This is a genomic window from Sporomusa sp. (assembly GCF_035561255.1).
GTDB lineage: Bacteria > Bacillota > Negativicutes > Sporomusales > Sporomusaceae > Sporomusa.
This window is the reverse complement of sequence record NZ_DATMXX010000243.1, coordinates 1-13,625: the sequence shown is the minus strand read 5'-3', so window position 1 is coordinate 13,625 and position 13,625 is coordinate 1. Positions and strand designations below refer to the sequence as shown.

The following is a 13,625-nucleotide window of genomic DNA, read 5'->3' as shown; positions in this document are numbered from 1 at the left end:
GATGATGGCTGTGATTGTACAAAAACTTGGTGTACCCATTTACCTGCAAGTGAAAGCACACATTTTGGACAAAATAAAGACAGGTTATTACAAACACGGGGACAAGCTGCCAACTGAGCGCCAATTTTCAGAGCAACTTGGCATTAGCCGCAATACTGTTAGTGCAGCTTACAAAGAACTGCTTTTAGAAGGGGTACTTGAGGCGCAGCAAGGGCGTGGCACATTTGTTCGCGAACAAACTGCTGACCCCATGGTTGCCGGGGCCGATATTGCCGGAAGCAGGCTGGAACGGGCGCTTAAGGTCATTGATGCGGCTATGCTGCAAGTGGTTGAATTCGGCTTTACCGTTGATCAGTTTGCAACTATTGTCGCCATCCGGGCCAAGGAAAAGGAGTTTGCTGTCAGGGAGCTCAGGGTGGCTGTTGTTGATTGCACCTTAGAGTATGTCGAGCGGTTTGTAGCACAGCTTGGACAAGTTACCCAAGTACGCTTTGAATCAATTACTCTGGGCGAATTAATGACAGGTACTGTTAAACCGGAGTTTCTTGCCGCTTGTGACTTGGTAGTGACCACAACAGAACATCAGGCGGCTGTTGCTGAAATTATCGGCAATAGTACTAAGCTGATGGCTGTGGCTACTACACCAAACCTGGAGGCGGTAATCAAGCTAGCCCGCTTGCCTGCAGGCACTGCGGTGACTGTTGTCGCTAAAACCGACGAATTTGTAACAGCGCTCAACCGGCTCCTGACCAAGATTGGTTGCAACGGCATCAAGTTAATACCGTGTGTTGGTAATGATCGGGACCAGGTAAAACAGTGTATCGCGAATGATCATGTAATTGTCACTGCTGACGCGATGCAATCCATTGTACGCCAGGTTGCGGGAGAAGCACAGGAGATCATCACCTTTTATTATGAAATCGACCAGGGATCGCTCCAGCAGGTTGTTAGCCGGTTGGTTGCTGAGACTGATAAAGCAAAGGAGTAGTGGAAATGACAAACAAGGTAAAGGTTATATTAGGCGTAATTGGCGCTGACTGTCACGCTGTAGGCAACAAAATCCTCAATCATGCGCTTACCGCTGCCGGATATGAGGTAATTAACTTGGGCGTACTGGTTCCGCAAGAGGAATTTGTTAACGCCGCCATTGAAACTGACGCTAAAGCAATTCTGGTGGCTTCACTTTATGGGCATGGCGAGATTGATTGCCGCGGTTTACGCGACCGTTGCCGTGAAGCCGGTATTGAAGATATCCTGCTCTATGTTGGCGGCAACCTCGTTGTCGGCAAAACAGATTTTAAAGAGGTTGAAGAAAAGTTTCTCGCCATGGGGTATGACAAGGTGTATGAGCCAGGCACACTGCCTGACATAGTACTTGCCGACCTGCAAGCAGACTTAATATAAAGGGGTCTTGTATTTTGAATAATGTATTGCTCATAGACTTCGGCAGTACTTATACCAAAATTACAGCTGTAGATATTGAACAAGAACAGGTACTAGGCACTGCCCGGGGTATTACTACTGTTGGAACCGATATCATGGATGGTCTTAATCAGGCGCTGGAGGCGCTGTTTACGCGAACTGGCAAACTTGAATTCAGTCAGGTGCTGGGCTGCTCAAGCGCCGCTGGTGGCTTAAAAATGATCGCTGTCGGTTTGGTGCCGGAAATGACTGCTGAAGCGGCTAAACGCGCGGCGTTAGGTGCCGGTGCTAAGGTACTAAAGGTATTTAGTCATGAATTGAGTGAGTATGAGATTGAAGAAATAGCCCAGCTAAAACCGGATATTATACTTTTGGCAGGCGGTACCGATGGTGGCAATCAGAAAGTCATTGTGCATAATGCCAAAATGCTGGCTGAGCTTGGTATGGACGTCCCGGTTGTGGTCGCTGGCAACAAGTCGGTTACGCCGGCAGTAGTTAAAATTTTGTCAGCAAAACTGACTGAAGTGCGGCCTACTGAGAACGTTATGCCCAAACTGGATGAACTCAATATTGAACCGGCCCGTGTTGTCATTCGCGATATTTTTCTAAAACGCATCATCGAGGCTAAAGGGTTAAACCGGGCCAACAAAATGGTTGACAGGCTGGTTATGCCGACACCGGCTGCTGTTCTGAAAGCCGCCGAGCTGTTAAGCCAGGGCGGGAATGGGGAAAAAGGTCTGGGCGATTTAATGGTTATGGATATTGGTGGGGCAACTACTGATGTATATTCCATTGCCAAGGGTGATCCCACAGTGGGCGGGGTGTCCTTAAAAGGGCTGGCTGAACCATTTGGTAAACGTACGGTTGAGGGCGATTTAGGGATGCGCTACAGCGCTGGTGCCCTGTTAAAAGCAGCCGGGGCTGATATGATTGCCGGTTATGCCGGCGTTACTCCCGAGGAAGCAGCTGCGTATGTTGCCAAAGTCGAGGCTGATATCGATTATCTGCCAGACTCTGAGGCTGAAGCGGCAATTGAGATTGCCATGGGTAAAGCCTGTGTGAAGCTGAGCGCTGACAGACATGTGGGGCATCTGGTTATTTACTATACGCCTTTTGGCATCAGTCATATCCAAAATGGTAAGGATCTGACCAAAGTTGGCACTGTTATCGGTACAGGCGGGGTTATTGTCAACAACCCTGAGCCTGAGGAGATATTAAAGGGCATATTGTTTGACTCAGATAGCCCTGAGGTACTCAAGCCGCAGCAACCCGAGTTCTTTATTGACCAGGATTACATCATGGCATCTATGGGTCTTTTAGGAGAAGAATATCCTGCCGTGGCGATACGAATGATGAAAAAATACATTATCAGGAACTAGATAATTAGAGGAGGCTTTTGCCACATGGAACTTAAAAATAAAAAGTGGACTCATGATGAGTTTTATGCTATCCGCCAGGAAGTCCTTACACACTGGCCGACAGGTCAAGAGGTGAATTTTGAAGAAGCCGTAAAATACCACGAAGCCATTCCGGCCAAACGCCATTTTGCCAAACGCCTGGTTAAAGCTAAGAAAAACGGTGAAACTCTCACTCAGCCGCGCGCTGGTGTTGCGCTGATCGATGAACATATTAACCTGTTGAACTTCCTGAAAAATGAAGGGGAAGCTGACCTTCTGCCAAGCACGATTGACAGCTATACCCGTCAGAACCAATACAAAGAAGCGCAAAACGGCATTGAGGAAAGCCTAAAAGCCGGGCGTTCCCTGTTAAACGGGTTCCCGGCTGTTAACCACGGTGTGACTGGCGTACGCCGGGTTGTTGAAAGTGTTGATGCACCGCTGCAGGTTCGTCATGGCACCCCTGATGCCCGTCTCTTAGGAGAAATAACCATTGCTGCCGGCTACACCTCCTATGAAGGTGGCGGTATCTCCTATAACATCCCCTATGCTAAAAGCGTTTCTTTAGAAAAAACTATCTATGACTGGCAGTACTGCGACCGTATGATTGGAATTTATGCCGAACATGGCATTGAAATCAACCGCGAACCATTTGGACCTTTAACAGGCACCCTGGTACCACCTAGTGTTTCTCACTCGGTAGCTATCATCGAAGGTATTCTTGCTGCCGAACAAGGCGTAAAGAATATTACCCTGGGTTATGGCCAGTGCGGCAATCTGATTCAGGACATTGCCGCTATCCGCGCCCTGGAACAGCTTGCTGAAGAATATATGAACAAACATGGCTTCAATGACTGCGTACTTACTACCGTATTCCATCAGTGGATGGGCGGCTTCCCGCAAGATGAAGCAAAAGCGTTCGGCGTTATTTCCTGGGGTGCAGCGACGGCCGCTTTGGCCAAGGCCACTAAAGTTATTGTTAAGACCCCGCATGAAGCCTTAGGTATTCCGACTAAGGAGGCCAACGCTCAGGGGCTTCGTACTACTAAGCAAATGATTAACATGCTGAAAGACCAGGCTTTCCCAATTACAACTGAGTTAGAGATTGAAATCAATATCATTAAAGCTGAGACCCGTTGCATACTGGATAAGGTATTTGAACTGGGTGGTGGCGATTATGCGGTCGGTGCGGTTCGTGCTTTTGAAGCCGGTGTGCTTGACGTGCCGTTTGCCCCTAGCAAGTTCAGCCTGAATAAGATTCTGCCTGCCCGTGATAATAACGGCGCTGTACGCTTGTTTGATGTCGGCAATCTGCCGTTTACACCAGACCTTGTTACCTTCCACCAGGACAAGATGGCTGAGCGGGCCAAGGCCGAAGGCCGTACACCCAGCTTCCAAATGGTTATTGATGATATCTACGCTATTTCCAAAGGTAATCTGGTAGGACGCCCGCGCTAAGTGCGCCAGTTAAGTTAACTGAAGCAGCGGAAAGTCAGTTAGTGAGCCAGCAAGTTGCAAATATGAAGGGCTAAACAAAATATAGAGGTGAGATTGCCATGTTGCGTTAGCAATGACTAGGAGAAAGTGTTCTCACCTGCCGTCATTGTAAACGAAAGTGAGCAATCTCGCCTTTTTAGCGTTATCTTTATACGAATAATAAGGAGCGATATACAATGAAAATACATGATGTAGTTTGCGCAAAAGGCCGTACCGGTTTTTACTTTGATGATCAACGGGCGATTAAAACCGGTGCTGCCCATGATGGCTTTACCTATATTGGACAACCGGTTACTGATGGTTTTAAGGCTGTACGTCAGGCCGGTGAGGCTGTATCTGTTCTGATTATTTTAGAAGACGGCCAGATCGCTCATGGTGATTGTGCTGCCGTTCAATATAGCGGTGCAGGCGGACGTGATCCGTTGTTCCTGGCGGAAGATTTTATCCCGGTTATTGAAAAGATGATCAAACCCCGTCTTGTTGGCCGCGAGCTGGCTTCTTTCAAACAACTGGCTGAAGAGATTGACAACCTGAATTACGAAAACGGCAAACGAATTCATACCGCTCTGCGTTATGGCGTTACCCAGGCTATTTTGGATGCTGTGGCTAAAGCCAAAAAACAGCTGATGTGTGAAGTTATTGCTGATGAATATAATACCCATGTAAGTGATAAAGAGATTGCTATCTTTACCCAGTCAGGTGATGACCGTTATAATAATGTTGACAAAATGATTATTAAACATGCCGAGGTATTGCCCCATGGCCTTATCAATAATGTTAAGGAAAAACTGGGAGAAAACGGCGAGCTGCTGTTAGAATATGTTGGCTGGCTGCGTGACCGCGTGGCTAAGCTCAAGACTACTGCCGACTATGCTCCGGTATTGCATATTGATGTATATGGCACAATTGGTCTGGCGTTCAACAATGATGTTGACCGTATGGTGAAATATTTCCGTCAGCTCGAACAAGCCGCTGCGCCACTAAAACTCCGCATTGAAGGACCTGTCGATGTTGAAGAACGTGAAAAGCAGATTGAAGTACTTGCTGAGATTACTTCCCGCCTCCATACCGAGAAGATCAATGTTGAAATTGTAGCTGACGAGTGGTGCAACACGTTTGAAGATATTAAGGACTTTGCCGACAAAGGCGCCGGTGATATGCTGCAAATTAAAACCCCTGACCTTGGCGGCATTAACAATATCATTGAGGCTGTACTGTACTGCAAACAAAAAGGCGTTGGCGCTTACCAGGGCGGCACCTGCAATGAGACTAACCGTTCGGCAGAGGTGTGCGTCCATGTCGCGATGGCTACCCAACCGGTGCAAATGCTGGCTAAACCTGGCATGGGCGTAGACGAAGGCTACATGATTGTTTATAATGAAATGCAGCGCATTCTTGCAGTGCGCCATGCCCGTAAACATTAAAAATTAATAACTGCTAGAAAGTTCCGGGTGCCAGACAAATCGAAGACGCTGACAGGGGTTTAGCAGTTCAGAGGAGGGGGACCTGTCATGAAATCGACTATTACGCTAGGTCTTGGCGACCAACTCATGTATTCCAGCTACTTTGCGCCCCGTGGCCGCAACCGGATGTACATCCTGGGGCAGCAGTTGAGTGAACGCTATTTATCGCCGCTTGATCGCCTTATCGGTATCATTGGTGATGCGGGTGCTGGTAAATCATCGATGGTGAAGGGGATGTTCCCTGGTTTGGAACTTACCAACGATGATGATGGCGTTAACATCAGGCCGTTGCCGCTGCTCAAGAATATAGACAGGGGATTTTTCTCGAGCCATACCTATCATATTGATATGCGGTTTGAACTGGCATTTACGCAGATACACGTTTTGGCGGAGGCTGTCCGGCAGGCGCTGGCGCATGACAAACGGGTTATTGTCGAGCACTTTGATCTTTTATACCCCTTGCTCAAAACTAACGCCGATGTGCTCATCGGCGTTGGTGGCGAGGTTATTGTTGTCAGGCCGACAGTATTCGGGCCTGTGCCGCAAGAAATCCGTGACGTTGTTGTCAAAACGCTGCAATACCGTAAAATGGCGCATACGGCTGAAGATCTTACCACCCGCATCCTGGTAAACGACTATGGTGCCATATTGGAGTTCCGGCATCGCGATGTGCATCATGGCTTTGTGCTGGAATACCCGCTGGAATTGTCGGTGGCGTTAGCAGACGTAGAGCGTAAAGTAAAAAAGCTGATCGATGAAGAAATAAACATCAGCTATTGTGATGAGGGCCATATTAAGATTGGTGACATGACCTGGTCCTGCTCCGGCCCGCGTACCCATGTGCGCAATACTGAGGAAATTGAAAACTTCCGTCTCATGCCTGAATATAAATTTGATCCTAAAACCCGCACATACCTTATTATCGGCCTTGTTGGTCCAATGTCCGATACGCTTGACGGGTTTAATCTTTTAAACACCGTCAATTGCTAAGGCTGATTAATGATAGGCTAATCAGCCTGTTTTCTTAAGGAGGTTACTATGAACGAACTAAAACCGGCGCAAGCCGGTACTCTTGAATCCAACGACATCATGATAACAGTGGCGCCCGGTGTTCAGGGCAGTGGTGTAAACATTGAGCTGGAAAGCATTGTTCTCACTCAATACGGTCAGGCTATTCACAAGACAATTGCTGCCATAGTAGCTGAACAAAACGTTACTGACATATACATTAAAGCTGTTGACCGGGGGGCCCTTGACTGCACCATCCGGGCTCGCACTCTGGCCGCCCTCTCCAGGGCTGGCGTTATCCTTGAAAAGGAGCTGATATAATGGATTTGCGCCGAACCATGCTCTTTATGCCGGGAAACAACCCTGGCATGCTGCAAAACGGTGGCGTATTCGGGGCTGATGCCATTATTCTTGATCTTGAAGACGCTGTTGCTCCGCAAGAAAAAGACGCCGCCCGGCTGCTGGTTGCACAATCACTAACAACAATTGACTACGGTGCCAGTGAAAAAGTAGTGCGGATTAACCCGCTTGACACGTTTGCCCGGCAGGATATTAAGTCGATTGTGCCTTGTCGCCCGGATGCCATTTTAGTGCCAAAGGTTGAAAGCCCGGAAGATATCCAGGAGGTATCCCGTCTGGTGGCGGCTGCTGAAACGCCGGGGCAAACGCCGGTTAACCTTATCGCGCTCTTAGAAACCCCGTGCGGCATTGCTGAGGCTTATCGGATCGCCAGGGCCGATAAACGGGTGGTGGCGCTGGCTTTTGGCGCTGAGGACTATACGGCATCGTTGGGAGCTAAACGTACTAAAGAAGGTACTGAGATTTTCAGCGCCCGGACAATTGTGGTTAACAGCGCCGCTGCTGCCGGGATTCAGTCAATCGATACGCCCTTTACTGATGTTAATGACCGGGATGGCCTGCTAGCCGATACTGTGCTGGCCAAACAGCTGGGTTTCAAAGGCAAGCTGGCGATTAACCCCCGGCAAATTGATGATATCCATAATGTATTTAACCCAACTGCGCATGAGATTGACTGGGCCAAGCGGGTGATAAAAGCCATCCGCAAGGCTGAAGCTGAAGGTTCAGGAGTGGCTTCGCTTGACGGTAAAATGGTTGACGCCCCCATTGTTGCCAGGGCTGAGCGTATCTTGTATCTGGCCCATTTGCTGGGCCTGGCAGAGGAGGCATAATATGAATCAATTAACAAACGCTATTGGCCGTAACCTGCCTGAATATGTTGAAGGATACGGCAAAGTAAGGCCTTTTGCCGGTGCATTTGCCACTGTGCCTGATATGCTGCGCCAGGCGCCAAAAGTAAAACGGATTTTGCCCGGCGAGCCCAAGCTGGTCGACGACTTAGCCGCCGTATTTAAGCGTATCCCGGTTACTGACGGTATGACGCTGTCTTTTCATCATCATTTAAGAAATGGTGACGGTGTTGTCAACATGGTGTTGGCTGTTGCTGCCAAAATGGGGCTTAAGAACCTGACTGTTGCCCTAAGCTCGGTATTCCCTGTTCATGCGCCTATCGTTGAGCATGTTAAGAATGGTGTAGTGACAGGGCTTGATACAAACTATATGTCCGGTCCGGTGGCCCAGGCGGTATCCAGTGGGGTATTTCCCCGTCCGGTTGTGCTCAGAACACACGGGGGCCGGGCCAGAGCCATCGAATGCGGCCAGCTAAAAATTGACGTAGCCTTTATTGCTGCACCAGCAGCTGACGACTATGGCAATATCAATGGTGTTGAAGGCCCCGCAGCCTGCGGTTCACTTGGCTACGCCATTCCTGATGCGCAGTATGCCGACCATGTTGTCGCCATTACTGACCATTTGCTGCCGTTTCCGCTGTCACCCATATCAATCCCGCAAACCCGGGTGGACTATGTTGTCAAGGTTGATTGTATTGGCGATCCCAAAGGTATCGTGTCCGGTACCACAAAAATAACCCGCGACCCGGTTGGTCTTAAAATCGCTGAAACGACCGCGAAAGTGATTAAAGCCACCGGTCTGATCAAAGACGGCTTCTCCTTCCAAACAGGAGCAGGTGGTGCGTCATTAGCTGCGGCCTATTATGTCCGGCAGATGATGGAAGAGGCCGGCGTTACCGGCAGTTTTGCCCTGGGCGGCATAACCGGCTATATGGTTGAGATGCTGGAAAGCGGATTGTTTAGAAAGCTAATCGATGTGCAGGGGTTTGATCTTGACGCGGTTCGTTCTTTAGCAGCCAATCCCAATCACTTGGAGGTAGGCGCCGATTTTTATGCCAGTCCGTTTAACCTGGGCGCTGCTGTAAATAAATTGGATGTGGTTGTGCTAGGGGCGACTGAGATTGATACCGGCTTTAATATTAATGTGGTAACAGGCTCAGACGGTGTTGTTATGGGCGGTTCCGGTGGTCATAGTGATGCGGCCGCCGGGGCCAAGGTGACGATTGTAGTTGCCAATTTGCTGCGCGGCCGTTTACCTATCATTATGGACAAAGTCCTGACAGCCACTACACCCGGGGAGACGGTAGACGTGCTGGTTACCGAACGCGGTGTAGCTGTTAACCCGCACCGTACTGATTTATACGAAAAATTGCAGGCGGCAGGATTACCACTGAAAACTGTAGAAGAACTAAAGGCATTGGCAGAAAAAATTGCCGGTGTACCTGAAACCGTAACAACTCAGGATAAAATTGTTGCCGTTGTCGAGTACCGTGACGGCACCGTAATTGATGTGGTAAGGCAAGTAAGATAGACAGAGATAAATAAGGTGCTTTACACAAGCTAGCGATGATCAAAGGGGAGAATACTCCAGCCAGCGGTCATCGCTGGTTTGGCAATCAAGGTCTTTTGGCTGCGGCTATACCGGTATAGGAGGGTAAATGGTATGTGGGGTAACTATGATTTGCGGGAAATCAATCTGGATAGTAACCGGGAAGTCGAGGCTGTCCGTGCTTTTTTGGTCGGTTTTGATCTGACCTTTGACGGTGCTGTCGACTATACCATTGCTTTCTATCAGAATGATGAGATGATTGCTACCGGTTCCTTAGCCGGGGAAGTATTGCGCAATATTGCTGTTTCACCTAAGCTGCAGGGGGAGGGACTGACTGCCAATGTTGTCAGTCAGCTCATGCAGCAGGCTGGGCAGCGTGGTATTTACCACTATTTCATCTATACTAAACCCAGTGCCGCCCCCATGTTTACGGCATTAGGATTTAAAGAGGTGGCTCGCAGCGACCCCTTTGCCGTTCTCCTGGAGTCCGGTTTAGGCTCTATTGATGACTATTGCCGGCAAATCGCTACAGCGGCCGCGCTTTTACCTGCAGGCCCAAGGGCAGCGCTAGTTGTTAACTGTAATCCGTTTACCTTAGGTCACAAGGCAGTAATCTCCCGGGCAGTAAGCGAAAACAAGGGCGTTATTGTCCTGGTAGTCAGTGAAGAGAAATCGCTTTTTCCCTTTGCCGTACGCCTGCAGTTAGTCCGGGAGGGACTGGCTGAGTATAACAATGTTTTAGTGCTGCCGGCTGGTAAATATATTGTTTCAGCAGCGACATTTCCCAGCTATTTTACGAAAGGCGAGGCTACCAATAAAGCCCAAACACGTCTTGATGCCACAATCTTCGCCCGCTATATTGCCCCGGCCCTTGGTATTACCAGACGTTATGTAGGTGACGAGCCATATTGCACAACAACCTCTGGATATAATGAGGCGTTAGCTGATATATTGCCTCAACACGGAATTGGTCTGGAGATTATGCCCCGCATTACCACTGGTGGCGAGGCGATTAGTGCTTCGCGGGTACGGGAACTTATCCGCCAGGATGACTGGTCTGCCGTTAAAGAATTAGTTCCTGTGACAACATACCGGTATCTGATGTCACCTGATGCCCAGCCGGTCATTGCCCGGATTAAGGATAGCCATTCACGGCATTAACATCGCTTAAGATCTGTAATTCGCATACAATCCCTTTAATCCGCTTACCATATTCAGTAATATAGGAGATAGCGGATTTTATCTGAGGGTAAAAAATCAATTCAGGAAGTTAGGTTAGTTTAGTCAAACTGCTCAAAATTCGAGGGGGTTATACTATGGACATACGCGAAGCAGCATTAAAACTTCACCGGGACAATCAGGGAAAACTGGCAGTGGCCTCAAAAGTACCGCTGTCTTCCCGGCATGACCTCAGTTTGGCCTATACACCTGGAGTCGCTGAACCATGCAAAGACATTAAAGAGAATAAAGACCTATCATTTGAACTTACCTGTCGTGGCAATATGATTGCCGTTGTTTCAGATGGTACCCGGGTGTTAGGGCTTGGTGATATTGGCCCTGAAGCAGCTATGCCGGTCATGGAAGGCAAAGCTGTACTTTTTAAAGTATTTGGCGATGTTGATGCGATACCTATTTGTCTCGATACCAAAGACCCGGACAAAATAGTTGAGACTGTAAGATTATTGCAACCTACCTTTGCGGGCATCAACCTGGAAGACTTCTCTTCACCCAAGTGTTATGACATTGAAGATATATTAAAAGAGAAAATGGATATTCCGGTGTTTCACGACGATCAGCACGGAACCGCGATTGCCGGTGTATCGGCACTTATCAGTGCTCTGCGTTTTGTGAAAAAAGAATTGGCTACAGCCAAGATTATCGTTAATGGTGCCGGTGCTGCCGGTACTGCGATTGGCCGCCTGCTTGTTAACGCCGGGGCGAAGAATGTAATCATGGTTGATATCCATGGTGCCCTGTATAAAGGAATGCCTGGTTTGAACCGGGTTCAGACTGAGCTTGCTAAAGTTACCAATCTGACTAAACTGGAAGGTAAGCTGGAGTTTGTTTCTAAAAATGCGGATGCCCTAATCGGTGTTTCGGCCCCTGGTGCATTTACTAAAGAGATTATTAAGAATATGAATCCTGATGCTATTGTTATTGCCATGGCTAACCCTGAGCCGGAAATAAGCTATGACGAAGCCAAAGCTGCTGGTGCAAGGATTGCCGGAACCGGCCGCTCAGATGCCCCTAACCAGGTAAACAACGTTACTGTGTTCCCGGGTGTGTTCCGGGGGGCCATTGACGTAAGAGCCCGCCAAATCAATGAAGCTATGAAAATTGCCGCTGTTTACGCGATTGCTGATCTGATCCCTGAAGCAGAACTACGGGAAGACTATATTGTACCTGATGTTTTTGACCCTCGTGTCGCCCCGGCAGTTGCTGCTGCAGTAGCTAAGTCTGCCATGGAGACCGGGGTAGCCAGGCTTAAGGTTGACCCTGAAATCATTCGGGAAAAAACAGCAGAGCGTATCAAGCGGAACCGCTAAGCAAGGAGGAAAGAATGCGTACAATCGACGTCTCACAAATTACAGCAGCTGTCGCTAAGCTGGCTGTTGATGCTAACTATTACCTGTCTGACGATATTCGCGCTGCATTAGAAGCAGGACGGGAACGGGAAGAATCCCCGCTGGGAAAAGCGATTCTCGGACAATTAGTAGAGAATGCCTGCATTGCCAGGGATGAACAAATGCCTATCTGTCAGGATACCGGTATGGCCGTTATATTTATGGAGGTTGGTCAGGACGTACACCTCACCGGTGGCAGTTTAGTTGATGCTGTCAATGCCGGTGTAGCCCAGGGGTATACCGAAGGCTATTTGAGGAAATCAGTTGTTGCCGAGCCGCTGTTTAACCGTAAAAATACCGGTGATAATACCCCGGCAGTGTTGCATACAAGTATTGTTCCTGGTGACAAAATAAAGATCACATTAGCACCTAAGGGTTTTGGCAGTGAGAACATGAGCACCCTTAAGATGTTCAAGCCATCAGACGGTTTGCCTGCAATCCGCAAGTTCCTTGTGGATACCATTTTTAACGCTGGCTCTAACCCCTGTCCGCCGATTGTTGTCGGTATCGGTATTGGTGGTACTATGGAAAAAGCAGCAACTATCGCTAAGAAGGCATTGCTGCGCCCGATTGATCAGCGTAATTCCCATCCGGATTATGCTAAGCTTGAACAGGAATTTTTAGAACTGGTTAATAAAACCGGTGTAGGACCCCAAGGTCTTGGCGGCCGGGTGACAGCGCTTGCTGTCAATATAGAATACTATCCAACACATATCGCTGGTCTGCCTGTGGCTATCAACATTAACTGTCATGCCACCCGCCATGCCGAAGTGGAACTATAAGGGGGACTGGAAAATGGAAGAAGCAATTAAGATTGTCACCCCGCTGTCAAGTGACAAGGCCCGCCAACTCAAAGCCGGCGATTTAGTTCTCATTACCGGTACTATTTATACTGCCCGGGATGCCGCTCATAAACGTATGGTGGAAGCATTGGACGCTGGTGAAAAATTACCGGTTGATTTCACTGACCAAATTGTATACTATGTCGGCCCTGCACCGGCTAAACCAGGTCAGGCCATCGGTTCCGCCGGCCCGACTACCAGCGGCCGGATGGATGCTTACACACCGCGGATACTTGAGCAAGGGCTGCGGGGCATGATTGGTAAAGGCTATCGCTCACCTGAAGTGGTTAATGCGATGCAGCAGCATGGCGCAGTCTATTTCGCAGCAACCGGCGGGGCTGCTGCACTTATTGCTAAGACAATTAAGAAATACGAGATCGTGGCCTACGAGGATCTTGGCCCGGAGGCACTGTCCCGGTTAACGGTTGAAGATTTCCCCGCAATTGTTGTTATCGACAGCGAGGGACGCAACTTTTACACTGAAGGCCAGTCAAAATACCGCGACCTATAAACTAGCGTTGCTGCCCGCACTGTGCGGGCAGCAACTTATAAAATACGTAAAATCCATGCTTGACAAACAATCAAAAAATAAGTATAATATGTTTTGTGACTACG

General features: G+C 48.7%; 13 protein-coding genes. All 13 read left to right on the top strand.

What is annotated here, in order from left to right; genetic code table 11:
* Nucleotides 1–10 precede the first annotated feature (10 nt).
* The 13 genes from VN379_RS13660 (at nt 11) to VN379_RS13600 (ending at nt 13,521) form a co-directional block, all read left to right on the top strand.
* Nucleotides 11–988 carry a GntR family transcriptional regulator gene (locus VN379_RS13660; RefSeq protein ID WP_325534724.1) on the top strand — a complete coding sequence of 326 codons (978 nt, stop codon included), beginning with the start codon at nt 11–13 and terminating at the stop codon, nt 986–988.
* A gap of 5 nt (nt 989–993) precedes the next feature.
* On the top strand, nt 994–1,404 hold the full coding sequence (gene glmS / locus VN379_RS13655; protein ID WP_325534722.1) for a methylaspartate mutase subunit S: 411 nt from the start codon (nt 994–996) through the stop codon (nt 1,402–1,404).
* A 14-nt stretch (nt 1,405–1,418) separates the two neighbouring features.
* Nucleotides 1,419–2,801, top strand: coding sequence for a methylaspartate mutase accessory protein GlmL (glmL, locus tag VN379_RS13650; protein ID WP_325534720.1), 1,383 nt, complete (start codon nt 1,419–1,421; stop codon nt 2,799–2,801).
* Between the two features lie 24 nt (nt 2,802–2,825).
* A complete protein-coding gene (locus tag VN379_RS13645) occupies nt 2,826–4,277 on the top strand; it encodes a methylaspartate mutase subunit E (protein ID WP_325534718.1) in 1,452 nt (483 codons plus the stop codon).
* Nucleotides 4,278–4,492: 215 nt separating this feature from the next.
* Nucleotides 4,493–5,740 (top strand): methylaspartate ammonia-lyase, encoded by a 1,248-nt coding sequence (locus VN379_RS13640; protein WP_325534716.1) that lies wholly within the window; start codon nt 4,493–4,495, stop codon nt 5,738–5,740.
* A gap of 87 nt (nt 5,741–5,827) precedes the next feature.
* Nucleotides 5,828–6,769, top strand: a complete 942-nt coding sequence (locus VN379_RS13635) for an alanine-tRNA synthetase second additional domain-containing protein (protein WP_325534714.1) — start codon at nt 5,828–5,830, stop codon at nt 6,767–6,769.
* A 48-nt stretch (nt 6,770–6,817) separates the two neighbouring features.
* Complete coding sequence (citD, locus tag VN379_RS13630; RefSeq protein WP_325534711.1) at nt 6,818–7,108, top strand: citrate lyase acyl carrier protein; 291 nt, start codon at nt 6,818–6,820, stop codon at nt 7,106–7,108.
* The gene (locus VN379_RS13625; RefSeq protein WP_325534709.1) at nt 7,108–7,977 is read left to right on the top strand and encodes an HpcH/HpaI aldolase/citrate lyase family protein; all 870 of its coding nucleotides are present in this window, start codon (nt 7,108–7,110) and stop codon (nt 7,975–7,977) included. Before citD ends, VN379_RS13625 begins: the two co-directional genes overlap by 1 nt.
* 1 nt (nt 7,978) lies before the next feature.
* Nucleotides 7,979–9,526: a citrate lyase subunit alpha gene (gene citF, locus VN379_RS13620; protein WP_325534707.1), complete on the top strand. Its 1,548-nt coding sequence runs from the start codon at nt 7,979–7,981 to the stop codon at nt 9,524–9,526.
* A gap of 132 nt (nt 9,527–9,658) precedes the next feature.
* On the top strand, nt 9,659–10,705 hold the full coding sequence (citC, locus tag VN379_RS13615) for a [citrate (pro-3S)-lyase] ligase (protein ID WP_325534705.1): 1,047 nt from the start codon (nt 9,659–9,661) through the stop codon (nt 10,703–10,705).
* A gap of 155 nt (nt 10,706–10,860) precedes the next feature.
* Entirely contained in the window at nt 10,861–12,090 is a 1,230-nt protein-coding gene (locus VN379_RS13610; RefSeq protein ID WP_325534703.1) for an NADP-dependent malic enzyme, read from the top strand.
* A 14-nt stretch (nt 12,091–12,104) separates the two neighbouring features.
* Nucleotides 12,105–12,950 carry a fumarate hydratase gene (locus VN379_RS13605; RefSeq protein WP_325534701.1) on the top strand — a complete coding sequence of 282 codons (846 nt, stop codon included), beginning with the start codon at nt 12,105–12,107 and terminating at the stop codon, nt 12,948–12,950.
* Between the two features lie 13 nt (nt 12,951–12,963).
* Complete coding sequence (locus VN379_RS13600) at nt 12,964–13,521, top strand: Fe-S-containing hydro-lyase (RefSeq protein WP_325534699.1); 558 nt, start codon at nt 12,964–12,966, stop codon at nt 13,519–13,521.
* Nucleotides 13,522–13,625: the final 104 nt, after the last annotated feature.

Coding starts and splice junctions, on each gene's coding strand:
- VN379_RS13635 (WP_325534714.1), top strand. CDS start 5,828: ATGAAATCGACTATTACGCTAGGTCTTGGCGACCAACTCATGTATTCC.
- citD (WP_325534711.1), top strand. CDS start 6,818: ATGAACGAACTAAAACCGGCGCAAGCCGGTACTCTTGAATCCAACGAC.
- VN379_RS13605 (WP_325534701.1), top strand. CDS start 12,105: ATGCGTACAATCGACGTCTCACAAATTACAGCAGCTGTCGCTAAGCTG.
- VN379_RS13625 (WP_325534709.1), top strand. CDS start 7,108: ATGGATTTGCGCCGAACCATGCTCTTTATGCCGGGAAACAACCCTGGC.
- citC (WP_325534705.1), top strand. CDS start 9,659: ATGTGGGGTAACTATGATTTGCGGGAAATCAATCTGGATAGTAACCGG.
- VN379_RS13645 (WP_325534718.1), top strand. CDS start 2,826: ATGGAACTTAAAAATAAAAAGTGGACTCATGATGAGTTTTATGCTATC.
- VN379_RS13640 (WP_325534716.1), top strand. CDS start 4,493: ATGAAAATACATGATGTAGTTTGCGCAAAAGGCCGTACCGGTTTTTAC.
- glmS (WP_325534722.1), top strand. CDS start 994: ATGACAAACAAGGTAAAGGTTATATTAGGCGTAATTGGCGCTGACTGT.
- VN379_RS13600 (WP_325534699.1), top strand. CDS start 12,964: ATGGAAGAAGCAATTAAGATTGTCACCCCGCTGTCAAGTGACAAGGCC.
- citF (WP_325534707.1), top strand. CDS start 7,979: ATGAATCAATTAACAAACGCTATTGGCCGTAACCTGCCTGAATATGTT.
- VN379_RS13610 (WP_325534703.1), top strand. CDS start 10,861: ATGGACATACGCGAAGCAGCATTAAAACTTCACCGGGACAATCAGGGA.